Source organism: Klebsiella sp. DY2415 (assembly GCF_026314315.1).
GTDB classification, from domain to species: domain Bacteria; phylum Pseudomonadota; class Gammaproteobacteria; order Enterobacterales; family Enterobacteriaceae; genus Klebsiella; species Klebsiella ornithinolytica.
The window spans coordinates 2,785,667-2,811,037 of the sequence record NZ_CP111115.1 but is presented as its reverse complement, the minus strand read 5'-3'; the positions used below and the strand labels follow the sequence as shown (position 1 = coordinate 2,811,037).

Sequence of the window (25,371 nt, the reverse complement as noted above, 5' to 3'; positions counted from 1 at the left end):
CCGGGGGATGGGAGGCCGTCCCTGGGGCTCAATGGCATATTCATTTGGCAGACTACGGCTTAGTGCGCTGACGATTGCCCGCCATGAGCCGACTGCGCCGCCGATAATCACCCGGCGGCGCAGCGGACAGTCAGATATTTTCCAGCTCGATACCGCGGGTTTTCGGGCCGTAAATACCCACCGAGAGCATCACCATCAGCATGCTGGCCACGATGAAGCTAATCACCCCCGGGGTGCCGGCGTATTGTAAAATCAGGCCGATCAGAAGGCTGGTGAGCGCCGTTGACAGGCGGCTGAACGAGTAGCAAAAGCCCACGGCTCTGGCGCGAATCCGCGTCGGGAAGATTTCCGCCTGGTAGGCATGATAGCTGATGGTCAGCCAGGCGTTGGACCAGGTAATCATAAACCCGCAGACAACCAGCATCACCGGGTTATTCTGCAGCGCAAACAGGGTACCGAACACCACCGTCATCAGCGCGGAAAGAACGATCTGCCACTTATTCTCAAACCGGTGGACAAAGCGGGTGCAGAACAAGCAGCCCAGCGGGTAGGCGAGAGTGATAAAAAAGGCGTACAGCAGGCTGTGGGTAATGCTCGCCCCCTGGCCGGAAAGCAGCGCCGGCAGCCAGTTGCCGAAGCCAAAAAAGCCGATCGCCTGAAAGAAATTCATCACCATCAGCATGAGGGTTCGTCTGCGGTATTCCGGCGCCCAGATCTCTTTAAAGGTTCCACTTTTGCGCTGCGCTTCCCGGGTGTCCGGGATATGCTGCGGCGAAGGCGTGACGCCACAGCGCCGCTCCATCTGACACATCACCGCGTGCGCATCCGCATGGCGACCTTTCACCTCCAGCCAGCGGGCCGACTCCGGCAATTTTTTGCGGATGACCCAAATGATCAGCGAACACAGTGCGCCAAAGATAATCACCCAGCGCCAGCCGCTCAGGCCGAACAGCGTCGTCGGGACCAGCATCCATGACATCAGCGCGACGGCGGGAACCGAGAGAAACTGGATAAAAAAGGCAAAGGCGAACGCTTTGTTGCGCAGATGGGTCGGGACCCATTCGCTCAGGTAGGTGTCGATGGTCACCAGTTCAATTCCCAGCCCAATACCAACCAGGAAGCGGCACAAGATGACCCCTTCGGCGCTGTTCTGGAAAGCCATCAGCAGTGAAAACGCGCCGTACCAGGCCAGCGCAAACATAAAGGTCAATCGGCGGCCCAGCTTGTCCGCCAGCGGCGCCAGCAGACTGGCGCCGATAAATAATCCGAAGAAGGTGGCCGAGGCAAATGAGGCCTGATCGGAGATGCCAAAAATGCCCTGTTGGTCGGTATGAAAAATATGTTCTGCCAGCAGTCCGGTACTGATATACCCGGTCTGAAAAAGATCGTAGAGCTCAAAGAAGCCGCCCAGCGCCAGCAGAGTAATAAACGACCACAGGCCGACAGAGGCAGGCAGGGCATCAATGCGGCGGGTTAAGCTGGAGTGGGGGTGTTCTGCGGGTGCAAAAGGCGCATCCCCCAGAACCTGGGTGGTAGACATATTATTATTTTCCTCAGATAAAATGTTTGCCTGCTAATGTTATTAGATTGTTAATGGTTTTAAATTTTTAATTCCTCTTTCCATGGGACTTCCACAGCAAAAAATCTCGCCGATATGCAAAATGTCTACTGGATACGCTGGTTTCTTCGTAGGGTGGCCGACGGATTTGAAGTAAATGACCATGACACCGGCGGCCAGCATGATGCGCTGAGCCGCTGCTTAGCGGCCCACTTTTACCTGTGGCGGCAGCGCCTGTAATATCCGCTCTGCTTCCGACCCGGTCAGCGAATAATCGAAAAAGCGCTGATAAAAATCGCGGGTGATGGCGATCATATCCAGATCGTTAAAACGCTGTGGTTGCAACCGTTTCGCCGCCCATTGGATCTGCAGCGCGCTTTCCGTGCCGTAGCGATCCCACGGGAACACGCCTGCCGGATTCTGCCAGACCTTGCCGTTTTTTACCGCCCGTAGCGGCGCGAACAGCTTGCCATAAGCCGAGTGCTGTAAATCGCCGCACCCGGCGCCGAGGATGATGATATCTGGCTGCCAGGCGAGCACTTTCTCCGGGGAAATTTCCTGCATATTGCCGGAGATTTCCGCCGCGGCGTTTCGCCCACCGGCCAGGTGAATCCAGGTATCGATTAGCGTATGGCTGCCGTCAACCTTAAGAGGCTTCAGCGACTGGATATGCAGCACCCGCGGCCGCTCGCCGTCCGTCAGACCCCGGTTGCGCTGAGCGGTGACGGCGATAACCTGTTGCAGATACCGGTTGTACGCCTGGGCCCTGGCCCGAACCTGGGGCGTATCGAAGACCGCTGCGGTGGTCTCTACGGCGTGGGCCAGCGACGGGTAGTCGGTAAAGTGCATTTCCATCACGGCTAATCCCGCCTGGCGATAGGCGTCCGCATCGCCATTGCCCTGCGCCACAAAGACCACCTGAGCATCGCGCGTCAGCAGCGCTTCGCTGGTGAAGTGGGGGCCGCGACTTATCAGCACCTGATTGAGCCGGGGAGCGATATGAAACATCCACGGGCGGCTATCCGGACGGTTAACCGTGGCGACGATACGGTCGCCGACGCCGAGCGTCATCAGCAGCGAGTGGTGCGCGAACCACCCCTCTGCCACCTGAGTCACCCGATCGGGCAATATCACCGGGTGCCCGGCATCGTCCGTCACCTGACGGTCGGCCAGCACCGGGAAAGCGAGTAGCAGCGAAAGCAGACCAGCGGCTATCTTTTTCATGTCGTTCCTCAGAAATCAAACTGTACTGACGCCGTCGCTTCGCGCGGTGCGCCGGGCTGAGCGCTGGCGTAACCTGCGCCGGTATAGCCTGTCAGCGCGCCGGGCACGATGTTGGTCCAGTAGTGGCGATTAGTAATGTTAGTAATTGCTAACCTGAAGGTGGTGTCGGTGCCAAACAGTCGGGTGCGGTAGTTGCTGCCGATATCCACGGTGGTATAGCTGGCGACCCAGCTGTCATTGGCATTATCCGTCGCCCGGCGCCCGACGTAGTGAATATTGCCGTTGACGTCGAGTCCAGGAACCGGGTCGATGCTGTAAATGGCCAGCAGGTTGGCGGTGAAGCGCGGCAGGCCGACAACCTGCTTATCATCGGCATCCGCGCTCGAGGTATTATGCAGACGCGGGTCGAGCCAGGTAGCGCCGCCGAACAGTCGCAGGTTAGAGGTGACGTGTCCGTCGGCCATCAGCTCCAGCCCGCGGTTTTTTTGCGTACCGTCTTCGGCAAAATCGCCGCTATCGTTGGTGTAGGCGAACGGACGTTCGGCCTGGAATAGCGCCGCGGTTAAGAGCAGGTCGCGGTGCGGGGCATATTTCGCGCCGACTTCCAGCTGATGGCTACGATAAGGGTCGAGAACCTCTCCGGCATTGCTGGCTCCGGCCGGCGCCGTGTCGCCCTGTTGCATGCTGTTTGCCCAGGTCGTGTAGAGCGTCACATTCTCCACCGGTTTATACATCAGACTGGCTGAGCCGCTGGTACCCCGGTCATCATGATTGCTGCTGCGATTTCCGCTTTTGTTGTAATTGTCGACGGTGAACAGGTTTTCGCTACCCGAGAGCAGCAGGCTCCACTGCGGGGTGAAAGTCAGCGTATCGCTCAGTAAAAAAACGTGCTGCGTGGTGGTGGCCGAATGATAGCGATCGGTAAAGTCCGGGTAAGCAGGGCGGGCGTAATCCGGATTTTCCGCCAGCGAGGCGTGTCCCAGCGTTTGCGTCCCGCCGTTGCGTGGATTGTCGTTTTTCCACACGAAACCGCGCATGCCGACCGCCAGATCATGCTGCAGCCAGCCCGTCTCGACGCTGCCGGTAAGATTGGCAAGATAGCTGTTGATGGTAAAACGGCTGGCGGCAGAGTTGGCGGTTGTGGTGGTGTAATGGCCTCGATTGTCGGTGAGCGTATTGGTCACGGCGGTGGATTCGCGGTCGGCAATCTGGCGCAGTACGCCAATGTCCAGCAGCCAGTTACCGTCAAAATCATGCTTAATATGCAGGCTTCCGGTTGTGGTGGTGTCGTCGTTGCCGGCGTAGTACTGGCCATATTGGCTTTTGGTCGGATCCAGCGGCGACGGGAAACGGGTGCCTTTTGCGAGGGCAAAAGTGCCGGGAAGACCTTTTTGATAGAAGTGGTAGTAGCTGAAATTGCTCTCCAGCACCGTCTGGTCGGTCAGCTGGAAGTCAAGCGCCAGACCCGCATACTGGTTGCGCTGACGGCTACCGTGGGTATAGCTGCTGCCGTCCTGATCCCGCAGATTGAGGCGATATTTTACTCTGTCGGCCGCGTCAACCGGCCCGCTCAGGTCCAACGCGGCATTCGCGCCGGAGGCGGTCCCTCCGCCAACGGTTACCCTGCGCAGCGGCACATCGGTAGGCCGTTTCGAGACCAGGTTAAACATGCCTGCCGGGTTCGCCGGGCCATATAACGCGCCGGCCATACCGTTCAGTACCTCAATGCGTTGAAACTGTTCAGCGGGGTACTCGGTGGTCGACACCACGTTCAGGCCGTCAATCATGCTGTTCTGGACCACGCTGCCCTGCATACCGCGGGTTTGCGGACGAACGCCGTCGCCCTGGACGGAGGGCAGATAACGGTAGATATCTTTGACGCTGCTGGCCTGCACCTGGCGGGTCAGAGAGTCGGAGAGCGTCTGCACGGACCACGGAACGTTAATCAACTTCTGCTTGCCGAGGTTGCCTACCGTAGCCTGCTGTTCAGCGGCAGGCGTAACATCATCAAGGGATTGCGTAAGCGGTTCTGCGGTGACAACCAGGGTTTCTGCCGCATATACGGGCATCGCCGGCATAATGAGAGAACAGGGAATCATCCCGGTAAATAAAACGAGTTTATATGAGCGCATTAATTTTGAGTTCAGACGAATGAAAGCGGAATGAGGCGGGTAAAATCTCGTCTCTGTCTGAAGGGTACGGTTTTTATTTGTATGACAAAAAGATAAAAAACATCGCTGTATATGTCAATATATAACGTTGGTTTTTGTAGGTCGGCACAGTCAACCTGCTACTGAATAAACAATGCTATTTATCTGTTTTTGCAGGTTTTAGTCTGCTGATGTGCCCCTGAAGAGAGCGATGGATTTTTTTCAGGTCCGCGAGAGGTATAAAACCGTTGTGCTGCAGATAAGCTTGTTATTGTCGTGCAGGGAAGGTGTAATTGATGAGGATTCCTCATCTTTTTCCGGTGCAGATGCGCCGGTAACACCACGAAGAGCGAAAATGACGCAAGGAATGACTGAATTCAGGTTTACTTCGTTTATGGCGCAGCGGGCTGAGGAGCTGGCGTTGGCCCTTGATGCAGATCAGCAGGCGCTGGTTAATCAACTGGACACGCTGGGGAGCGGACTGACCTCAGGCAAGGCCGCCGGCGCCAAAGGGCTGTACGTCTGGGGGCGTACCGGGCGCGGCAAAAGTTTTATTATCGATCATTTCTTTACCAGCCTGCCGCTGGCGGAAAAGCGCCGGGTGCATTTCCACTATTTCTTTCGCGAACTGCATCAGCGGCTGAACGCGCAGCCCGCGCTAACCCTGCCTGAGGTGCTGGCACAGATGACCGACGGCTGTCGACTCCTGTGTTTTGATGAGTTCCATCTGCACGATCCGGGCGACGCCATGTTGGTGAAAGCGCTGCTTACGCTGCTGTTCCAACGCGGCATCATTCTGCTGGCTACCTCCAACTATCCCCCGGATCAATTACTGGCTAACCCGCTGTATCACGAACGTTTTGTGCCGTCGATTGCGCTGATCAAACAGCACATGACGATAGCCGCGCTCAATGGTGAAGAGGATTACCGGGCGCGCCATGCGCCGGCGGAAAATCCATTCTGCCGCGGGAGGTTTCTGGTGCAGCCCTCTGCACAAACCCGCCAGCGACTTGAACTACCGGATCCCTGCGTCAGCGCGCAGCCGCTGCAGGTGGGCTATCGTACGCTGCACGCCGCCTCTGCGCCGGCGCATTTTCTGCATTTCACCTTCAACCAACTGTGCATGGCGGCGACATCGGTGATGGATTATCTGGCGCTCTGTGAACGGCATGAGCGCTGGCTACTGGATGCGGTTCCGCCTTTGCGTCAGGCAGGCCCGGCGGCGCAGCAGCGTTTTATTAATCTGGTGGATGTGCTCTATGAAAAGCAGTGTCAGCTGATCGTGGTGGCTGCCTGCGGACTGAGCGAACTGGTGGCGGATGTCGAACAGGAAGATATTCAGCGTACCTACAGCCGGTTATTGCAGCTGGGGAAAACATAAGAGGGGAAGGGGAAAAGCCCCGGCGGGCATAGCGCCAGCCGGGGAGGGAGATTACAGATCGTAACGGTCGAGGTTCATCACTTTGGTCCAGGCCGCAACAAAGTCCTTAACCAGTTTCTCCTGAGCATCCTGGCAGGCGTAAACTTCCGCCAGCGCCCGCAGGACTGAGTTCGAACCGAAGACCAGGTCGGCGCGGGTCGCGGTGTACTTGCTCTCACCGCTCTGACGATCGCGGCCTTCGAACAGTTCGCCCTGCTCGTCGGTAGCGTTCCAGACGGTGGCCATGCTGAGTAAGTTGACGAAGAAGTCATTGCTCAGGACGCCGACGCGATCGGTGAAGACCCCGTGCTGGCTGCCATCATAGTTGGCGCCCAGCACCCGCAGGCCGCCCACCAGCACCGTCATTTCCGGCGCGGTCAGCGTCAGCTGCTGGGCTTTATCCAGCAGCAGCGTTTCTGTCGAGACGCCACCTTCGATACGGCGATAGTTACGGAAACCATCCGCCAGCGGTTCCAGCAGATCGAAAGACTCGATATCCGTCTGATCCTGACGGGCATCCACCCGGCCCGGCGCGAACGGTACGCTGACCTGCACACCGGCAGCCGCAGCGGCCTGTTCGACACCCACGACGCCTGCCAGCACGATGATATCGGCCAGCGACGCTTTACCCGAGGCTTTCTGAATGGCCTGCAGCGTCGGCAGCACTTTTGCAGCAACGGCGTTCACCGGCCACGATTTCTGCGGATCCAGCGCCAGACGCGCACCGTTAGCCCCGCCGCGTTTGTCTCCGCCGCGGAAGGTGGAGGCAGAGGCCCAGGCCACCGACACCAGCTCGCTGACCGACAGTCCGGCATCGGCGATGGCGGTCTTCAGCGTCGCAATATCCGCCGGCGTTGGGTTGTGGATGGCGGCCGGTAACGGATCCTGCCAGATCAGGTCTTCTTTCGGCACTTCCGGTCCGAGGTAGCGCGATTTTGGCCCCATATCGCGGTGGATCAGTTTGAACCAGGCGCGGGCGAAGGCTTCATTAAAGGCCTGCGGATCGTTGAGGAAGCGACGGGAAATCTTGCCGAATTCCGGGTCAAAGCGCAGCGTCAGGTCGGTAACCAGCATGGTCGGCTTGCGTTTTTTCTCCGGATCGAACGGATCGGGGATCAGGTCCGGGGCGTCTTTAGCTTCGAACTGAATAGCGCCAGCCGGGCTGCGGGTCTGGACCCACTCGTATTTGAACAGGTTCTCGAAGAAGTAGTTGCTCCACTGGGTCGGGGTCTGTGTCCAGACCACTTCCAGACCCGAGGTGATCGCATCGGGACCGGCTCCGCTGCCATAGCTGTTTGCCCAGCCGAGGCCCTGCGCTTCAATCGGTGCGGCTTCAGGTTCTGGGCCTACGTGAGTGGTTACCGCTGCGCCGTGGGTTTTACCGAGAGTATGACCGCCGGCAATCAGCGCGACGATCTCTTCATCGTCCATTGCCATGTTGCCGAAGGTGGCACGAATGGCGGCGGCGGCGGAGAGCGGGTCGCCGCTGGCGTTCGGGCCTTCCGGGTTAACGTAGATCAGGCCCATTTCGGTGGCCCCCAGCGGCTGTTGCGCCAGGCTTTCCGGGTGACGATGTTCGAGCCAGGCCTTTTCATGGCCCCAGTCCACGTCCAGATCCGGTTCCCAGACATCTTCACGACCGGCGCCGAAACCGAAGGTGCGGAAACCGGCGTTTTCCAGCGCGACGTTACCGGCCAGCATATAGAGGTCGGCCCAGGAGATTTTCTGGCCGTATTTTTGTTTTACCGGCCACAGCAGGCGACGGGCTTTATCGAGGCTGACGTTATCCGGCCAGGAGTTCAGCGGCGCAAAGCGCTGCTGTCCACGGCCTGCGCCACCGCGACCGTCAACGGTACGATAGGTGCCTGCACCGTGCCAGGCCATACGAATAAACAGCCCGATGTAGCTGCCCCAGTCTGCCGGCCACCACTCCTGCGAATCGGTCAGCAGCGCTCTCAGGTCTGCCTTCAGCGCGGCATAGTCGAGTTTTTTGAACTCTTCACGGTAGTTAAAGTCTTCGCCGAGGGGATTTGAGCGGTTGGAATGCTGGTTCAGCAGGTCCACGCGGAGTTGATTAGGCCACCAGTCGCGGTTGGCGGTGCCGCCACCGGCACTTTGTGTGGGCTTCCCTGCGTGAAAAGGGCACTTCCCGGCGGATGCGTTGTTAGATGAATCGTTAGACGTGCTCATATCAGGCTCCGTTTGCTTTTGTGAATGCCATTACGATATACACTGCAACCAATAAGTGATACTTGAAAGAATCTACGGAATTAATAGTTATATCCTTTTAACAACAGGTGACAAAGAAATCCATAAAAAATTTGTGGATTAAAGCCAAAATACGTAAAGCAGCTTACGTATTTTCTTATTAGCTAATCAGTATAGGACACTGTAGCGAAGCCTCTGGTGATAAAAGCAGCGGTTGCAAAAAAAGCTAAGCAGGTGAATTCTGGTCATTTACTGGTTTCCGTCGCGACGACAAGAAATAAGATTACCGCGGTCGAGTTCCTCCGTTTATATAACCCGGTAGTGCTTGCAAAATGCGCCCAGGCCTGTTTTTGCTTGATTGCCTGCGGCGGGTCGTTGGTCGCACAGATGACCTGCACCAAAGTTACGCATTGCCCCAAAACCACTCCCCATTGTGGTGTGATGCCACGCTACTTTCAGTTATCTCACTGAATTAAAAAGAACAATTTTCTGGCATGCCCTTTGCAATCAATACATCAGAAGGCAGCGCAACAGACAATCAAGATGATCCAATAGCTGGCTAGGGTTCCGGTTCACGCAGGTGAATGTCTGGTCCGAGAGCTGGCGACCTCTGCGAGGTTACACGGCGGGACAAAAGCCCGGGAGACAGCAGCACCGTCAGGTGTCGCGCTGCTCCTGTTTTTGTGCCAACCAGAGGTTCATAATGAAGACATCCCGTGTAATCCGCTCGTTCATGCTGTCGCTGGCGCTGCTGGCCAGTTTCCCTTCCTTTGCCGCCGTAAAAAAAGAGTTCAACGTCTGCTGGACGATCTATGCCGGCTGGATGCCCTGGGGCGCCATCAGCAACGAAAAAATTATTGATAAATGGGCCGCGAAATACGGCATCAAAATCAATATCGTCCAACTCAACGACTATATCGAGTCGATTAATCAGTACACCGCCGGTCAGTTTGATGGCTGCACCATGACCAACATGGATGCGCTGACGATCCCCGCAGCGGGCGGCGTCGATACCACCGCGCTTATTACCGGCAGCTATTCCGACGGCAATGACGGCGTGGTGCTCAAAGGCAGCGCTAAAACGTTAGCCGATCTGAAAGGGATGCAGGTCTATCTCCCTGAGCTGTCGGTTTCGCACTATCTGCTGGTTCGCGGTCTGGAGAAGGCCGGTCTGCAGGAGAAAGATGTCAAAGTGGTGAATACCTCCGATGCCGATATTGTCTCCGCTTTTGGCACCAGCAGCGTCCGCGCCGCCGTGGCGTGGAACCCGCAGCTGTCGGCGATTAAAAAGACCCCGCAGACCAGCGAAGTCTTTAGCTCAGCGCAGGTTCCCGGCGAGCTTATCGACATGATGGTGGTCAACACGCAAACCCTGAAAGATAACCCCGCGCTGGGTAAAGCCCTGACCGGCGCATGGTTTGAGATGATGGCCAAAATGCATGCCGGAGATGCCCAGGCGCTAAACGCGATGGCGGCAGATTCCGGCACCGATCTTGCTGGCTACCAGGCGCAGCTGAAAACGACCCACTTGTTCTGGACCGCCGCCGAAACCCTGACATTCATCTCCAGCCCGGAGCTGGCAAAAACCATGCAGCGCGTGGCGCAGTTTTCATTTGATAAAGGGCTATTGGGTGAAGGGGCGCAAAGCGCCGACTTCATTGGCATGCGCTTCCCCGGCGACGTCACCGTCGGCGATAGCGCCAATACCCGACTGCGCTTCGACGATAGCTATCTGAAAATGGCCGCCGCCGGCCAGCTGTAATCATTGATGACGGGAGTGAACGCCATGCGCCAAATTAACCGCCATCCACAGCAGGGCATGCGGCTGATGCTATTGCTGCTGCCCTTTGTGTTGCTGATCGCCGCCTGGTTTATCGGCTCCGCTATTCGCCTTGAGGCTAACCCGCAGGACAAGCTGTTGCCCGGTTTGTCGCAGATGGCGGCGGCCGTCGAGCGGATGGCGTTTACGCCGGACAAACGCAGCGGCGAATACCTGCTGTGGGGCGATACGCTGATCAGCCTGACCCGCCTGCTCATTGGGCTGGCGGTGTCCGCGCTGATTGGCCTGAGCATCGGGATCGTTGCCGGCGTGTTTCCGCTCTATCGCGCGGCGCTGTCGCCGTTGATGACCGTGGTCTCGATGGTACCGCCGCTGGCGATCCTGCCGGTACTGTTTATCGTCTTCGGTCTCGATGAACTCTCTAAGGTGATGCTGATCGTGATTGGCATCACGCCGATGCTGGCGCGCGATCTTGAACAGCGGGCGCGGGAAATCCCGGCGGAACTGTTTATCAAAGCCCAAACCCTCGGCGCCAACAGCTGGACGGTGGTCCTGCGGGTGGTCCTGCCGCAGCTGCTGTCCCGTCTGATCACCTCGCTGCGTTTGCTGCTGGGATCGGCCTGGCTGTTTCTGATATCGGCGGAGGCGATTTCCGCTACCGCCGGGCTGGGCTACCGCATTTTCCTCGTGCGGCGTTACATGGCGATGGATGTGATCATCCCCTATGTCATCTGGATAACCCTGCTGGCCTGGCTGATGGATCTGGGGCTGCGCCAGCTGCATAAAGTCTGCTTCCCGTGGGCCGAAGGAGGCCGGACATGAGTTTTATCCGCATCAACAATATCTGGCAGGAGTACGGCGACCATGTGGTGCTGGAGCGCATCAATTTAGAGGTCAAAGAGGGGGAGTTTTGTTCAATGGTCGGCGCTTCCGGCTGCGGGAAATCCACCTTTTTGCGCCTGCTGCTGGGGCAGGAGCAACCGACCCGGGGGGCGATTACGCTCGAGGGTCAGCCGCTGGCTCCCGAGCCGGATCGCAGCCGCGGCGTGGTGTTTCAACGTTATTCGGTCTTCCCGCACCTGAGCGTGCTGGATAACGTGACCGTCGGTCTGGAGCTGCCATCTTCGCCGTGCTTTGGCCGTCTGTTCGGTGCCCGCAAGCGCGCTGCCCGCGAACAGGCGGCACAGATGCTGGACAAAGTGGGGCTCGCCCACGCCCTGGACCGCTATCCGGCACAGCTGTCCGGCGGGATGCAGCAGCGGCTGGCGATCGCCCAGGCCTTTGTGATGCAGCCGCGGGTTCTGCTGCTCGACGAACCTTTCGGCGCGCTCGACCCCGGTATCCGTAAAGATATGCACGCACTGCTGCTCCAGCTGTGGAGCGAAACGCGAATGACGGTCTTTATGGTCACCCACGATCTGGCCGAAGGATTCAACCTCGGCACTCGTCTGCTGGTCTTCGATAAGGTACGCCACGACCCGCAGGCTCCCAACGCCTATGGCGCGCGCATTACCTACGATATTCCGCTTAATGAGACCCGGATGTCGCAGATGCTCAGCACCGGTACCGATAACAATGTCTATGCCTTAAGGAGATAGCCCGATGACAGCGCTTTTTCATACCTCACCAAATCTGCGCGAAGAATTTTTGCCGGGCGGGGGCCATACCTCGTTCATTTTACGCCGTGGACAGATCCTGCGTTTGACCGACATCGAGGGCGGTGCGAACGTCAGCATGATGATGCTCAACCCGCACGAGAAAAGCGAGCGCCTGAACCTGCCGGACACCCTCAAGGGACAGCACACCGCGCGACTGACGGCCGGACACTGTTTCTACTCCGATATGGGGCGGGTACTGGCGGGCATTATCGCCGATAGCTGCGGCTGGCACGATCCGTTCGGCGGGGTGCTCAATGCGCAAGAGACGGAAGAAAAATATGGTGCCGGTCGCTACCAGGAACTGCGCAACACCTTCCATCGCAACGGCACCGATAATCTGCTGGTCGAAATGGGCAAATGGGATCTCGGCCTCGAGGATCTGCTGATGGTGGTCAACTTGTTCAGCAAAGTCACCGTCGACAGCGAAGGGCGCTTTCAGTTTTGTGCGGGCCATTCCACCCCGGGTAGCTACGTTGAACTGTTCGCGCCGATGGATGTACTGATGGTCCTCACCGCGCTGCCGCATCCGATGAACCCGTCTGACGAATATGCTCCTCGTCCGGTCCAGCTGGACTGGTATCAGGCCGACGATGAGCAGGCGGCGGTCGAATCGCTGTTTACCCGCGATGAAAACCAGCGCGCCTTCACCAACACCCACCTGTTCGCCCTTTGAGGAGCCTGCGATGAGCCTTGTGACCAGTACCCGTAACCCCGCCGATGCCGTCTATCGCCACGTGATTCCCGCAGGCGAACCCTGGCTGTTCGAAATCAAAAAGGGGCAGACCCTGCGCCTGCTCGATCTGGAAGGCAACCAGGCTGTCGATACCCTGTTTTATTGCGCCGACAGCCCACGCGAGCGTTACGATCCGCAGCGCACGCTGCGCCGCCAGGGCAACGCCTACCTGACGACCGGCAGCGTGCTGTACTCCAACCTCGGGAATCCGCTGTTGACCATCGTGGCCGATACCTGCGGGCGCCACGACACCCTCGGGGGGGCCTGCGCGCAGGAGAGCAACACCGTGCGCTATGCGCTGGATAAACGCTACATGCATAGCTGTCGGGATAATTTTCTCTGCGCCTGTCTGCATGACGGCCGGCTGCATAAGCGTGATATTGGCGCCAATATCAACTTTTTTATGAACGTTCCGGTGACGGAAGCCGGCGGCCTGACTTTTGAAGACGGGATCTCTGGCGCCGGGAAGTACGTCGAGCTGCGCGCGGAGCGCAACGTGATCGTCCTGATCTCCAACTGCCCGCAGCTGAATAACCCCTGCAACGGCTGGAATCCGACGCCGGCGGAGGTGCTGGTATGGAACTGACCCGTTGGCAGCGCTGGCGCCTGCTGGCCTGGCGTCTGTTTGCCGTTCGCGCCGACCGCCTGTTAAGCACACCTTCGCGCAAGCCCTGAATGCTTGTGCGCCCCGGGGACGGCCCCGGGGACGTCGAATTTTTTGGCGGGACGACCCGCCACGACGCGAGTCCCTTGTATGTTCAAAACCTTACTGATTGCTAACCGCGGCGCCATTGCCTGTCGAATTTTACGCACCCTGCGCGCGATGCAGGTGAAGGGCGTAGCGGTCTATTCCGACGCGGATCTCAGCAGCCTGCATATCCGTGAAGCCGATGAGGCGATCGGCCTTGGCGACGGCCCGGCGGCGCAAACCTACCTGATGACGGAAAAAATCATCGCCGCCGCTGTAAAAAGCGGGGCCGAAGCGATTCATCCCGGCTACGGTTTCCTGTCGGAAAACGCCGCCTTCGCCGAGGCATGTGAAGCTGCCGGGCTGGCGTTTGTTGGCCCGACGCCCGCTCAGCTCCGCACGTTTGGCCTGAAACACACCGCCCGGGCGCTGGCCAAAGCGCAGGGCGTGCCGCTGCTGGAGGGGACCGGTCTGCTGGCCGATAGCGTTGAAGCGTGCCGGGCGGCGGACGCCATCGGTTATCCGGTGATGTTAAAAAGCACCGCCGGGGGCGGCGGTATCGGGATGCGCGTCTGTCGCGACGCCCGCGAGCTGACGGACGCTTTTGAGACCGTACAGCGGCTGGGGCAGAACAACTTTAGCGATGCGGGCGTGTTTCTCGAAAAATACATTGAACGCGCGCGCCATCTGGAAGTGCAGATATTCGGCGACGGGCAGGGCGAGGTCATCGCCCTCGGGGTGCGCGACTGCTCGATACAGCGGCGCAATCAAAAAGTGATCGAAGAGACTCCGGCGCCCAATTTACCCACCGCAACGGCGGAGGCCCTCTGTGCGGCGGCGGTCACGCTGGGCAAAGCGGTCAGCTATCGTAGCGCCGGGACGGTCGAATTTGTCTATGACAGCGTGGCGCAACGCTTCTATTTTCTCGAGGTGAATACCCGGCTCCAGGTGGAACATGGCGTCACCGAGCAGGTGTGGGGCGTCGACCTGGTGCGCTGGATGGTGGCGCTGGCGGCCGGTGATTTACCGCCGCTCACTGCGCTGCTGGCCGATCTGACTCCTCGGGGGCACGCTATCCAGGCGCGTATTTATGCGGAGGATCCGGGCCGGCAGTTTCAGCCATCGCCGGGTCTGCTGACCGAGGTGCTCTTTCCACCGGCGGACGGCGAAACGCTTCGCATCGACCGTTGGGTAGAAGCCGGCTGCGACGTGCCGCCATTTTTTGATCCGATGCTGGCCAAAACGATCGCCTGGCGGCCAACCCGCGCAGAGGCTATCGCTGAACTGGCCCGGGCGCTGGCGAACACCCGCCTGTATGGCGTGGAAACTAACCGCATCTATCTCCAGCAGATTCTGGGCTTTGAACCCTTTACCCAGGGTGAACCCTGGACCCGTTGCCTGGAACAGCTGAACTATCGGGCCGCCACCGTCGAGGTACTCAGCGCCGGGACGCAGACCAGCGTCCAGGATTTTCCCGGACGGCTGGGCTACTGGGCGGTGGGCGTCCCGCCGTCGGGGCCGATGGACGATCGGGCGCTGCGCCTCGGCAACCGGCTGCTGGATAACCCGCCGGGAGCAGCGGCGCTGGAAATCACCCTGAACGGGCCAACGCTGAAGTTTCATTGCGCAGCCCTGGCGGTGGTGAGCGGCGCCGGCGTCCCGGTCACCCTTGACGGTATCGCGCAAGAGATGAACCGCGTATTGCCGATCCCGGCCGGGGCGACGCTGAAAATCGGCGCCGTCGAAGGGGCGGGGGTCAGAAGCTACCTCTGCCTGCGCGGCGGCATCCAGGTGCCGGATTATCTGGGCAGCAAAAGTACCTTTACTCTTGGACAGTTTGGCGGCCATGGCGGACGGGCGCTGCGCAGCGGGGATGTTCTGCATCTGGCGCCAGACGGCAAGGGAGAAACTGGCGCCGCGCTGCCTGTTGCGCTGGTGCCGCCGCTGGCAACGGTGCGTACCCTGCGGGTGATTTACGGTCCGCACGGTGCGCCGGAATTTTTTGCCGCAGATTACATCGACACCTTTTTTGCCACCGACTGGGAGGTGCATTTTAACTCCAGCCGTACCGGCGTGCGGCTGATTGGCCCTAAACCGCTGTGGGCCCGCGACAGCGGCGGCGACGCGGGGCTGCATCCGTCGAATATTCACGATAACCCTTATGCCGTCGGCGCGGTTGATTTTACCGGCGATATGCCGGTTATTCTTGGCCCCGACGGCCCGAGCCTCGGCGGTTTCGTCTGCCCGGTGACGGTGATTGAAGCCGATCTCTGGCAGCTGGGGCAGTTGAAAGCCGGCGACAAGGTGCGTTTTGTCGCCGTGGATCTGTCCACGGCCCGTCGACTGGCGGCTGGCTACCGGGAGGAGCTGGCGACGCTGGAGGCAATGCCCGTGGCGTGGCAACCCGCGCGGCTAACTTCCCCGTGGTGATGAGCTGCGGAGAGGCGGATAAGCGTCTGGTGGCCCGTCTTTCCGGCGATACCCATCTGCTGCTGGAAGCGGGAGAGGCGGAGCTCGATCTGGTGCTGCGCTTTCGCATTCATGCTCTGATGCAGGCGCTGGAAAGCGGCTCCCGCGCGGGGGTGATTGACCTGACGCCAGGTATTCGCTCTCTGCAAATTCATTTCCAGCCGGAAACCCTGACGCTTGACGCGCTGTTGAGCTGGGTGAGCGTGGCGTGGGCGGCGGTGTGCGTCAGCGACGATCTGCAGGTGCCGACCCGGGTGGTCCATCTGCCGCTGTCGTGGGACGACCCGGCCTGTCGCACCGCTATCGATAAATATATGACGACCGTACGGCGCGACGCGCCATGGTGCCCGAGCAACCTCGAATTTATCCGCCGGATTAACGACTTACCGGACGAACAGGCGGTATGGCAGACGGTGTTCGACGCCAGCTATCTGGTGATGGGGCTGGGCGATGTCTATCTTGGCGCGCCGGTGGCGACGCCGCTCGATCCGCGTCATCGTCTGGTGACCACCAAGTACAACCCGGCGCGTACCTGGACGGCGGAAAACTCGGTGGGGATCGGCGGGGCCTATCTGTGCGTCTACGGTATGGAAGGACCCGGGGGCTACCAGTTTGTTGGCCGAACGCTGCAGATGTGGAATCGCTATCACGAGGTCGCCGACTTCGCCGGTAAACCCTGGCTGCTGCGCGTCTTCGACCAGCTGCGTTTCTACCCGGTTTCTGCCGAGGAACTGCAACAGATCCGCCGCGATTTTCCGCTTGGCCGCTATCCGCTGCGCATTGAGCACAGCACTCTGCGGCTGGCGGAGTACCAGCAGTTTCTGCAGCAGGAAGCGGTAAGTATCGACGCTTTTCGTCAGCATCAACAGCGCGCCTTCAATGATGAACGCGAACGCTGGATAGCCAGCGGCCAGGCGCATTTCGATAGCCAGGAAGTCCCGGCTGACGCGGGTGTCGAGGCGCCGCTGCAGCGCGGACAGCAGGGCGTGGAGAGCCCGATCTCCGGCAATCTGTGGCAGGTGCAGGCCGCCGCGGGGAGTCATGTGCGCGCCGGCGACGTTCTGGTGGTGCTGGAGTCAATGAAAATGGAGATCCCGCTGTTGGCGCCGTGCGACGGCGTGGTGCAACAGATGAATGTTCAGCCTGGGGCGTCGGTACGCGCCGGGCAACGTGTGGCGGTGATCCTGGAGGAGAACGTATGAGTCAGCCAACCTTTGATTTACGTCTTGCGACCCTGGCAGAGGCGTATCGCCGCGGCGAATTGACGCCGCGCGCGCTGCTGGCCGATCTCCGCCAGAAGGCGCAGACGCTGAATCCGGAGTATCAGTTGTTCATTCATATACTGACGGCGGATGAGCAGGAGCCCTGGCTGGCGGCGCTGGATACGGTTGCGCCGGAGACGCTACCGCTGTACGGCGTGCCGTTTGCCATCAAAGATAATATCGATCTTGCGGGAATTGCCACCACCGCCGCCTGTCCGGCCTTCGCCCGCACCGCGACTGAGGATGCCACTATCGTGGCCCAGCTGATTGCCCTCGGCGCTATCCCGGTCGGCAAAACCAATCTCGATCAGTTTGCCACCGGCCTGAACGGAACGCGTTCGCCCTACGGCCGCTGCCGAAACGCGTATCATGCGGACTATCCCTCCGGTGGATCCAGCGCCGGTTCCGCGCTGGCTGTCGCGCTCGGAGTGGCCAGCTTCGCCCTCGGAACCGACACCGCCGGCAGCGGGCGGGTCCCGGCTTCGCTCAATAACCTGGTGGGACTGAAGGCCAGCAAGGGACTTATCTCTACCGCCGGGGTGGTGCCGGCCTGCCGGACCCTCGACTGTACGACATTCTTTACCGCCACCGCCGACGAGGCCAGCCGGCTGCTGGCCCTGACCGCACGGCTGGATCCACGAGATGCCTACAGTCGCCGCAACCCGCAGTGGAACAGCCGTCAGGCGTTTGGCGCCCCGACGCCGGGATTTCGCTTCGGCGTGCCGCAGACGCTGAATTTCCTTGGCTGTGCGCAGAGCGAGTCACAGTTTATGCAGGCGAAAGCACGGCTGATAGCCCTTGGTGGCGTGCCGGTCAACCTCGATATGACGCCGTTTCTTGCCGCCGCGCGCCTGCTGTACGACGGCCCGTGGGTCGCAGAACGTTATGCGGTGGTGGAACCATTGATTACGCAGCAGCCTGAGGCGGTGCTGCCGGTGATTCGCGAGGTGCTGGCGAAAGCGCCGGATACCGATGCCGTGGCCACATTCCGCGCAATGTACCAGCTGCAAGCGTACAAGGCGCAGTGTGACGCGTTGCTGGAGACGCTGGACTGCGTGCTGACGCCGACCTGTCCGCGCCCGGTGACGCTGGCCGAACTGGAGGCCGAGCCGGTGCAGCGAAATGCCGATCTTGGCTACTACACCAACTTTATGAACCTGCTGGATTATGCGGCGGTGAATGTGCCGGTCGGTTTTCTGGCAAACGGATTGCCCTCCGGCGTCACCCTGTTTGGCCGGGCTTTCACCGACCAGTACCTTCTCGGTGTGGCCGACGCGTTCCAGCGCGTACAGCCACTGCCGCTGGTCGGCGGGAATCTGCTGGCCGCATCGTTGCCTGCCGCCACCGGGAGCCACGATCGTATGCCGCTGGTGGTCTGTGGCGCCCATCTTGATGGCCTGGCGCTGAACGGGCAGCTGCGGGAGCGGGGCGGGCGTCTGCTGACGGCCATGCAGAGCGCTCCATGCTATCGGCTGTATGCCCTGGCCGACGGACGTCGTCCAGGGATGGTGCGTGATGAAAACGACGGCGCGGCCATCGCCGTGGAGGTCTGGGAGCTGCCCTCGTCGGAGCTGGGCTCGCTGCTGGCGGCCATTCCCACACCGCTGGGGCTGGGCAAGGTCGAACTGTCCGACGGACGCTGGCTGAGCGGTTTTATCTGCGAAGGGTACGGTCTGCAGGGGGCTACCGACATTACCGGCTACGGAGGCTGGCGGGCCTGGCTGACCCGCGGCTGACCCCGGGGCCTCTGCCTTAACCGGGCAGAGGCCTTTTTGTGACAATGTCACACTCATTTCATCCCCCGGGTTTGTGCTGGCGCCTGCCGGGTATCTAACATGCTGAAACATTTCTGCTAAATCATTAGCAACCTTTCTGTAGGGCTGACGCGTCGATAACGCTATTCTGCTGCGCTTTTTCTTTTTTTCGCCTTTTATGCAAACTCAAGTGAATTGCCGCTAATGACCCTATTGAGAGATGAAATTCGCGATCACTCAGCGGAAGAGATGCTGTTTATTCGTCGTGCCGCGATCGCGTTTCTACTGGTGGTGGTCTGCTTTGGCGTGCTGATTTTTAACCTCTACCGTTTACAGGTTAAGCAGCACGATTTCTATCAGACCCGATCGAATCAGAATGACATAAAAATGCTGCCTATCGCGCCAAGCCGTGGGCTTATTTTCGATCGCAACGGTATCCCGCTGGTACAGAACATCACCCTCTACCGCCTGCAGGTGATCCCGAGCAAAATTCCCGATATGACCGCATTGCTGAACGCATTGACACCGATCGTGGATTTGAGCCCCGATGATATCGCCAGTTTCCGCGACGATATGCACCACAACAGTCGCTACAAGCAGGTGACCCTGAAGTCGGCCCTGAGCGATGTTGAAGTGGCGCGATTTGCGGTCAACGAGTTCCGTTTTCCGGGCGTCACGGTGGAGAGCTACCAGCAGCGTGACTACCCCTACGGCGCCCAGCTGGCGCACGTGGTCGGCTATGTATCGAAAATCAACGACAGCGACCTGCAACGCCTGGACAAAAACGGCGAGGCGGAAAACTATGCTGCGGACCATAATATCGGCAAGCAGGGCATCGAAGGCTATTACGAAAAAGAGCTCCACGGCATGACCGGTTATCAGGAGGTGGAAGTCGATAACCATGGTCGCGTGGTGCGCCTGCTCAAAGAGGTGCCGCCGGTAGCCGGGAAGAATATCTACCTGACGCTGGATCTGCATTTACAGCAGTATATTGAAGGGGTACTGAAGGGGCAGCGCGCGGCGGTGGTGGTGGTTGATCCACGCGACGGCGGCGTGCTGGCGATGGTCTCCAGTCCCAGCTATGACCCAAATCCCTTCGTGAAGGGGATTGGCTATAAGGCGTACCGTTCTCTGCTCGATAACCCGGACCGCCCGCTGATTAACCGCGTGACCCAGGGGCTCTATCCGCCGGCATCGACGGTAAAACCCTATATGGCGCTGTCGGCACTTTCCGCTGGCGTGATTACGCCCACCACCACCTTTTTCGGCGCGCCGACCTGGACACTGCCCGGCACCCAGCGCCGCTACCGCGACTGGCTGAAAACCGGTCACGGGATGTTGAATGTCACCAAGGCGATTGAGGAGTCGGCGGATACCTTCTTCTATCAGGTGGCCTTCGAAATGGGCATTGACCGCATTCACAGCTGGCTGAGCAAGTTTGGCTACGGGCAGTTAACGGGGATTGATTTGAATGAAGAGTATGCCGGGGTGTTGCCGAGCCGCGAGTGGAAGCAGAAGGTGCATAAAAAACCGTGGTATCAGGGGGACACCATTTCGGTCGGCATCGGCCAGGGCTACTGGATCGCCACGCCAGTCCAGATGGTGAAGGCGCTGACGACGCTGCTCAACAACGGCAAGGTAAAAAATCCCCATCTGCTCTATTCCATGAAGCGCGGCAATAAGGTTGAACGCTATCAGCCGCCGGATAATACGCCGCAGGTGGGCGACCCGAAATCGCCGTACTGGGGCATCGTGCGCAACGGGATGTACGGCATGGCTAACTTGCCTAATGGCACCGGTTATAAACTGTTTCATACCGCGCCGTACCAGATTGCCGCGAAATCCGGTACCTCGCAGGTCTTCAGCCTGAAAGAGAATCAGACCTACAATGCGAAGATGATCCCGGTCAGACTCCGCGATCATATTTTCTATACCTTGTTTGCTCCGTATCAGCATCCAAAGGTGGCGATGGCGCTGATTCTGGAAAACGGCGGCGGCGAGGGTGTTGTCGCCGGGCCAACGGCGCGCGCTATCCTTGACCACATCTTTGATCCGGCCAACGCGCCTGATGTCGCACAGGGGGCTGAGGCCAGCGTTCCGCAGATAGACAGCGCCGACGCGCAGTAGAACAGGAGAGTATCGCCCGGTGTTGTGCTGGCCGGGCGAGGTTGGCTTTTTTCTCTGCAGCGCTTATTCCCGCATGGTGTCACTCATAGAGATTGGTTATTTGTCGAAACAGCCGCCTTTCTCCATAGTGAAAGGACTGTAGAAAGCATCGAAGGGTAACGGGCTATGGCGTTGAGAAACAAACTTCTTATTGTGCAGACCGGCGCGCCGCCGGCGGAAATTGAGGCCGAACATGGCGATCTTCCGCAGTGGTTTGGCCGGCTGCTTGCCCCCTGGCGTCAGCAGATCGCCACCGTGCGTGTCTATGCGGGGGAAACATTGCCCGATCCGGATAGCCAGACCGTGGCGGTAATGACGGGGTCATGGGCGATGGTCACCGATCGGCTGGCGTGGAGCGAGAAAACCGCCGCGTGGATCCGTTCGGCGATGGCGGTAGAGATGCCGTTATTTGGTATCTGCTACGGTCATCAGCTGATGGCCGACGCGCTCGGCGGCGAGGTGGCGTACCATCCGGCAGGACGTGAAACGGGATGCAAGGCGATTACGCTTTCCGCTGCCGGACGAACGGACCCGTTGCTCAGCGACCGGCCGGCCCATTTCCCCGCGCACCTCAGCCATCTGCAAACGGTCGTCAGGCTGCCGCCGGATGCGACGGTGCTGGCCGCTTCAGCGCACGATCCCCACCAGATAGTGCGCTATACCCGCCATGCGCTGTCCACACAGTTCCATCCGGAATTTACCCCTGAAATTGCGCGTTCATTGATCCACTATCGTGATGACGTGCTGCGAACGGAGGGGATCGATCCCCGGCAACTGCTGGATAAGGTGGAGGCGTGTCCGGTCGCGGCGGGAATATTAACCCGCTTTGTGGCCAACTATCTGGAGCCGGACGTTGCACATGCTTAACAGGCCGCTGAGGGCTTAACGTAAAGCGTTGGCCCGCACAGCGCGCCTTCCGTCTGTATCACAATGTATCTGCCGGGGGAGCAATACATCGCGATACAAAACCCCGCCATTCTGCGCATATGCCGTATACAAAACGCGGGTTAACTGTCTGGGTACGCTCTTCTCTTTCAGTTAACAGGTGGCTTTATGAACAGTTTATCTCGGGTCCGTAACGGTAGTGCGCTGATGCTGGCGCTGTCGGCTCTGTGGTCAGCCAGCGTTTGTGCGGCGGACGATGCCGGTGTATTCGATCATGTTCAACAGATTCAGGCCGGCGATCTGAATATCGGCTATGTCGATATCGGTCCGCGCGACAGTCAGCCGGTTATCCTGCTGCACGGCTGGCCGTATGATATTCATAGCTATGAGAAAGTGGCACCCGCGTTAGCGCAAAAAGGGTTCCGCGTTATCGTGCCGTATCTGCGTGGATATGGTACCACCCGTTTTCTCTCTGCGAAGACGCCGCGCAACGGACAGCCGTCGGCGATGGCGGCAGATATTATTCACCTGATGGACGCCTTGCAGATAAAACAGGCCGATGTGGCCGGTTTTGACTGGGGGGCGCGTACCGCCGATATCATGGCGGCGCTGTGGCCGGAGCGGGTTAAATCGCTGGTTTCGGTGAGCGGGTATCTGATTGGCAGCCAGCAAATCGGCGCCAGGCCGCTGCCGCCGCAGGCGGAACTCTCCTGGTGGTATCAGTTTTATTTCGCCACCGCGCGCGGCGAGGCGGGCTATCGGCAGAATACGCGCGATTTTGCGCAGCTGATCTGGCATCAGGCCTCGCCGGGCTGGGCCTTCAGCGAAGCCGAATTTGCGCAAAGCGCCAAAGCGCTGACAAACCCGGACCATGTTGCCGTGACCATCAGTAACTATCGCTGGCGGCTGGGCATCGATAAAGGCGAACAGAAATATGCCGCCTATGAACAGAAACTGGCGCTGCTGCCGACGATTGCCGTCCCGACCATTACGCTTGAGGGCGACAACAACGGTGCGCCGCACCCGACGCCGGAGAGCTATCGGGCGAAATTTAGCGGCAAATATGAGCACCGGACCTTAACCGGCAACATCGGTCACAATCTACCGCAGGAAGATCCCGCCGACTTTGTTAAAGCGGTGGTCGATGCCGACCGTCTGTAGCGCGTGCGCCGGAGGCGGCGAGTTGCGCTTCCGGCAACAGCGCATATTCTTGTTGAGTTGCATTCATTCACGACGGAGCCTGCGGTGGAACATATTGACCATATTCTGGTTGTCGATGACGACCGCGATATTCGTGAACTGGTGACCGATTATCTGAATAAGTCGGGATACCGCGCCACGGGTGCTGCAAATGGTAAAGCGATGTGGTCAGTGCTGCAGGGTCATCATGTGGATCTGATTGTCCTCGATATTATGCTTCCCGGCGAGGATGGCCTGATCCTCTGTCGCCAGCTGCGTAGCCACGGTCAGCAAAATATCCCGGTTCTGATGTTAACCGCCCGCACCGACGACAGCGACCGTATTCTGGGTCTGGAAATGGGCGCCGATGACTACCTGGTCAAACCCTTCGTCGCCCGGGAGCTGCTGGCGCGGATTAAAGCGATCCTGCGGCGCACGCGCGCGCTGCCACCCAATCTGCAAATTACCGAAGCCGGCAGGCTGATTGCGTTTGGCGACTGGCAACTGGATACCTCCGCACGTCATCTGCTGGATAATGACGGCACTATCGTCGCGCTGAGCGGGGCAGAATACCGACTGCTGCGGGTTTTTCTCGACCATCCCCAGCGGGTGCTCAACCGCGACCAGCTGCTGAACCTGACCCAGGGACGCGATGCCGAGCTGTTTGAGCGCTCCATCGATCTGCTGGTGAGCCGCTTACGCCAGCGGCTGCGGGAAGATGCCCGCGAACCGGCCTACATCAAAACCGTGCGTAGCGAAGGGTATGTCCTCGCGGTCCCGGTTGCCATTCGCGAGGTCCGCGAATGAGGCTGTGGCCCGCTTCTCTGCGGTCACGGCTGATGCTGATGATTTTCTTCACCTTACTGCTGGCTAATGCCCTGACCCTTTCGCTGCTGCTGTATGAGCGGATGAGCAGCGCCCGCAGCGTGATGCTGGGAAACCTGGAGTACGACGTGGCAACCAGCGTGGCGATCCTTGACCGACTTCCCGCCGCCGAGCGTCCGCAGTGGCTGGCGCGGCTGGCGCGTGGCAACTATCGCTACCGGTTGTCCGCCGGCGTCAGCGGACACTATCCTGACAGCTGGCGTTCCCGCGATGCGGTGCGTTCTCTGCAGGAAGCGCTGAGCGGCAGCTATCCGGTCAGCATTATTGCGGTGCCCGGTCCGCGTGAACATATTCAGGCACATATCACCCTGCATGACGGAGCGCCGCTGAGCATTGATTTATGGCCGCGGCTGCCGGCGATTGCCCGCTGGCTCCCGGCGGTGCTGATCGTCCAGTTCCTGCTGCTGCTGGCGTGCGCCTGGTATGCCGTGCGCCAGGTTGTGCGTCCGATGACGCGCTTTACCCGCGCGATTGACGCCCTGCAACCGGCGAACAGCGCGCCAGGCATGATGGCGGAACAGGGGCCGGTGGAAGTACAGCACGCCGCCCGGGCGTTCAACGCGATGCAGACGCGCATTCGCGACCATCTACAGGAACGCGCGCGGATCCTCGCGGCAATTTCCCACGATCTCCAGACGCCGATTACGCGCATGAAGCTGCGACTGGAAATGACCGACGCGCCGGAACTGCGCGATAAACTCCTGCAGGACCTCGACAATATGAGTCGTCTGGTCAGGGAAGGGATTGCTTTTGCCCGCTCGGCGCAGCCGCTGGAAGAGAAGCGCCAACGCCTCGATCTGAACGCGTTTCTGGACAGCATCGCCCTGGATTATGCCGATGTCGGCAGACCGGTTGCCTTTATCCCCGCCGAAGAGGGGCGCGTCGTGCTGACACAGCCTCAGGCGCTGCGCCGAATCATGACCAATCTGATCGATAATGGCTTAAAGTTCGCTGAGCGGGTCGATATTCGGTTGAGCTATGCAATGAATGGCGACCCCATCATTCAGGTGATGGATAACGGTCCGGGGATCCCGGAAGCGAGCCTGGAGGAGGTGCTGCAACCATTCTTTCGCCTGGAAAATTCGCGCAACCGCGAAACCGGCGGCACCGGGCTCGGCCTGGCGATCGCCGCGCAGCTGACCAGCCAGATGCCGGGAACGCTTCGCCTGGGGAACCGCCCGGAAGGGGGATTAGAGGCGATTATTCGTCTCGACTCCGCCGTTTTGTATCCGTCTGTATCTCGCGCTGAGACAGACAACTTAAGAGACAAAAACCCGTAAATTCAGACACTTTATAACGACATTCGCCTGATGTAATACGCCTGCGGCCATGACCGGCCGCATGTTGATAAC

The 25,371-nt window shown here is 59.5% G+C and carries 16 protein-coding genes, 1 pseudogene and 1 riboswitch; of the genes and pseudogenes, 13 read left to right on the top strand and 4 right to left on the bottom strand.

Going from position 1 to position 25,371, the window contains the following annotated elements; all coding sequences use genetic code 11:
• Nucleotides 1–130: 130 nt before the first annotated feature.
• The 3 genes from OQV00_RS13280 to OQV00_RS13270 all read right to left on the bottom strand — a co-directional run bounded on the left by OQV00_RS13280 (nt 131) and on the right by OQV00_RS13270 (nt 4,914).
• Complete coding sequence (locus OQV00_RS13280) at nt 131–1,540, bottom strand: MFS transporter (RefSeq protein WP_004861807.1); 1,410 nt, start codon at nt 1,538–1,540, stop codon at nt 131–133.
• Between the two features lie 219 nt (nt 1,541–1,759).
• On the bottom strand, nt 1,760–2,782 hold the full coding sequence (locus OQV00_RS13275) for an ABC transporter substrate-binding protein (protein ID WP_104895644.1): 1,023 nt from the start codon (nt 2,780–2,782) through the stop codon (nt 1,760–1,762).
• An 8-nt stretch (nt 2,783–2,790) separates the two neighbouring features.
• Nucleotides 2,791–4,914, bottom strand: coding sequence for a TonB-dependent receptor (locus tag OQV00_RS13270; RefSeq protein ID WP_015584361.1), 2,124 nt, complete (start codon nt 4,912–4,914; stop codon nt 2,791–2,793).
• Nucleotides 4,915–5,287: 373 nt separating this feature from the next.
• Here OQV00_RS13270 and zapE point away from each other — a divergent pair, with 373 nt between their 5' ends.
• Nucleotides 5,288–6,313, top strand: a complete 1,026-nt coding sequence (gene zapE / locus OQV00_RS13265) for a cell division protein ZapE (RefSeq protein ID WP_266278713.1) — start codon at nt 5,288–5,290, stop codon at nt 6,311–6,313.
• 51 nt (nt 6,314–6,364) lie between these two features.
• On the opposite strand, the gene katG is transcribed toward zapE, so the two are convergent.
• The gene (katG, locus tag OQV00_RS13260; protein ID WP_004861819.1) at nt 6,365–8,542 is read right to left on the bottom strand and encodes a catalase/peroxidase HPI; all 2,178 of its coding nucleotides are present in this window, start codon (nt 8,540–8,542) and stop codon (nt 6,365–6,367) included.
• 566 nt (nt 8,543–9,108) lie between these two features.
• Nucleotides 9,109–9,207: riboswitch (guanidine-I (ykkC/yxkD leader) on the top strand.
• A 56-nt stretch (nt 9,208–9,263) separates the two neighbouring features.
• On the opposite strand from katG, the gene OQV00_RS13255 reads away from it, so the two are divergent.
• From OQV00_RS13255 to OQV00_RS13200, 12 genes and pseudogenes are all read left to right on the top strand, one after another.
• A complete protein-coding gene (locus tag OQV00_RS13255; protein WP_004861822.1) occupies nt 9,264–10,322 on the top strand; it encodes a putative urea ABC transporter substrate-binding protein in 1,059 nt (352 codons plus the stop codon).
• A 24-nt stretch (nt 10,323–10,346) separates the two neighbouring features.
• Complete coding sequence (locus OQV00_RS13250) at nt 10,347–11,162, top strand: ABC transporter permease (RefSeq protein WP_004861825.1); 816 nt, start codon at nt 10,347–10,349, stop codon at nt 11,160–11,162.
• Entirely contained in the window at nt 11,159–11,938 is a 780-nt protein-coding gene (locus OQV00_RS13245; RefSeq protein WP_015584357.1) for an ABC transporter ATP-binding protein, read from the top strand. The genes OQV00_RS13250 and OQV00_RS13245 overlap by 4 nt, the downstream gene beginning before the upstream one ends.
• Nucleotides 11,939–11,942: 4 nt before the next feature.
• Nucleotides 11,943–12,671, top strand: a complete 729-nt coding sequence (locus OQV00_RS13240; protein WP_004861830.1) for an urea amidolyase associated protein UAAP1 — start codon at nt 11,943–11,945, stop codon at nt 12,669–12,671.
• Between the two features lie 10 nt (nt 12,672–12,681).
• On the top strand, nt 12,682–13,317 hold the full coding sequence (locus tag OQV00_RS13235) for an urea amidolyase associated protein UAAP2 (protein ID WP_004861833.1): 636 nt from the start codon (nt 12,682–12,684) through the stop codon (nt 13,315–13,317).
• Nucleotides 13,318–13,485: 168 nt separating this feature from the next.
• Nucleotides 13,486–17,090, top strand: a pseudogene (uca, locus tag OQV00_RS13230) (urea carboxylase).
• Nucleotides 17,087–18,886: an allophanate hydrolase gene (atzF, locus tag OQV00_RS13225; RefSeq protein WP_266278710.1), complete on the top strand. Its 1,800-nt coding sequence runs from the start codon at nt 17,087–17,089 to the stop codon at nt 18,884–18,886. The pseudogene uca and the gene atzF overlap by 4 nt, the downstream one beginning before the upstream one ends.
• A 222-nt stretch (nt 18,887–19,108) precedes the next feature.
• The gene (gene mrdA / locus OQV00_RS13220; RefSeq protein ID WP_004861842.1) at nt 19,109–21,031 is read left to right on the top strand and encodes a penicillin-binding protein 2; all 1,923 of its coding nucleotides are present in this window, start codon (nt 19,109–19,111) and stop codon (nt 21,029–21,031) included.
• Nucleotides 21,032–21,196: 165 nt separating this feature from the next.
• Entirely contained in the window at nt 21,197–21,937 is a 741-nt protein-coding gene (locus tag OQV00_RS13215) for a glutamine amidotransferase (protein ID WP_015584350.1), read from the top strand.
• 186 nt (nt 21,938–22,123) lie between these two features.
• Nucleotides 22,124–23,116 carry an alpha/beta hydrolase gene (locus OQV00_RS13210; RefSeq protein WP_266278708.1) on the top strand — a complete coding sequence of 331 codons (993 nt, stop codon included), beginning with the start codon at nt 22,124–22,126 and terminating at the stop codon, nt 23,114–23,116.
• An 84-nt stretch (nt 23,117–23,200) separates the two neighbouring features.
• Complete coding sequence (locus OQV00_RS13205; RefSeq protein WP_015584348.1) at nt 23,201–23,941, top strand: response regulator; 741 nt, start codon at nt 23,201–23,203, stop codon at nt 23,939–23,941.
• Nucleotides 23,938–25,299, top strand: a complete 1,362-nt coding sequence (locus OQV00_RS13200; protein ID WP_163980495.1) for an ATP-binding protein — start codon at nt 23,938–23,940, stop codon at nt 25,297–25,299. Before OQV00_RS13205 ends, OQV00_RS13200 begins: the two co-directional genes overlap by 4 nt.
• The last annotated feature ends 72 nt before the right edge of the window (nt 25,300–25,371 follow it).

What these genes read in the sequence shown, in the direction of transcription:
- mrdA (WP_004861842.1), top strand. Translation starts at nt 19,109, where the DNA reads ATGACCCTATTGAGAGATGAAATTCGCGATCACTCAGCGGAAGAGATG.
- OQV00_RS13275 (WP_104895644.1), bottom strand. Translation starts at nt 2,782, where the DNA reads ATGAAAAAGATAGCCGCTGGTCTGCTTTCGCTGCTACTCGCTTTCCCG.
- katG (WP_004861819.1), bottom strand. Translation starts at nt 8,542, where the DNA reads ATGAGCACGTCTAACGATTCATCTAACAACGCATCCGCCGGGAAGTGC.
- OQV00_RS13280 (WP_004861807.1), bottom strand. Translation starts at nt 1,540, where the DNA reads ATGTCTACCACCCAGGTTCTGGGGGATGCGCCTTTTGCACCCGCAGAA.
- OQV00_RS13235 (WP_004861833.1), top strand. Translation starts at nt 12,682, where the DNA reads ATGAGCCTTGTGACCAGTACCCGTAACCCCGCCGATGCCGTCTATCGC.
- OQV00_RS13215 (WP_015584350.1), top strand. Translation starts at nt 21,197, where the DNA reads ATGGCGTTGAGAAACAAACTTCTTATTGTGCAGACCGGCGCGCCGCCG.
- OQV00_RS13250 (WP_004861825.1), top strand. Translation starts at nt 10,347, where the DNA reads ATGCGCCAAATTAACCGCCATCCACAGCAGGGCATGCGGCTGATGCTA.
- OQV00_RS13270 (WP_015584361.1), bottom strand. Translation starts at nt 4,914, where the DNA reads ATGCGCTCATATAAACTCGTTTTATTTACCGGGATGATTCCCTGTTCT.
- OQV00_RS13245 (WP_015584357.1), top strand. Translation starts at nt 11,159, where the DNA reads ATGAGTTTTATCCGCATCAACAATATCTGGCAGGAGTACGGCGACCAT.
- OQV00_RS13200 (WP_163980495.1), top strand. Translation starts at nt 23,938, where the DNA reads ATGAGGCTGTGGCCCGCTTCTCTGCGGTCACGGCTGATGCTGATGATT.
- atzF (WP_266278710.1), top strand. Translation starts at nt 17,087, where the DNA reads ATGAGTCAGCCAACCTTTGATTTACGTCTTGCGACCCTGGCAGAGGCG.
- OQV00_RS13210 (WP_266278708.1), top strand. Translation starts at nt 22,124, where the DNA reads ATGAACAGTTTATCTCGGGTCCGTAACGGTAGTGCGCTGATGCTGGCG.
- OQV00_RS13240 (WP_004861830.1), top strand. Translation starts at nt 11,943, where the DNA reads ATGACAGCGCTTTTTCATACCTCACCAAATCTGCGCGAAGAATTTTTG.
- OQV00_RS13255 (WP_004861822.1), top strand. Translation starts at nt 9,264, where the DNA reads ATGAAGACATCCCGTGTAATCCGCTCGTTCATGCTGTCGCTGGCGCTG.
- zapE (WP_266278713.1), top strand. Translation starts at nt 5,288, where the DNA reads ATGACGCAAGGAATGACTGAATTCAGGTTTACTTCGTTTATGGCGCAG.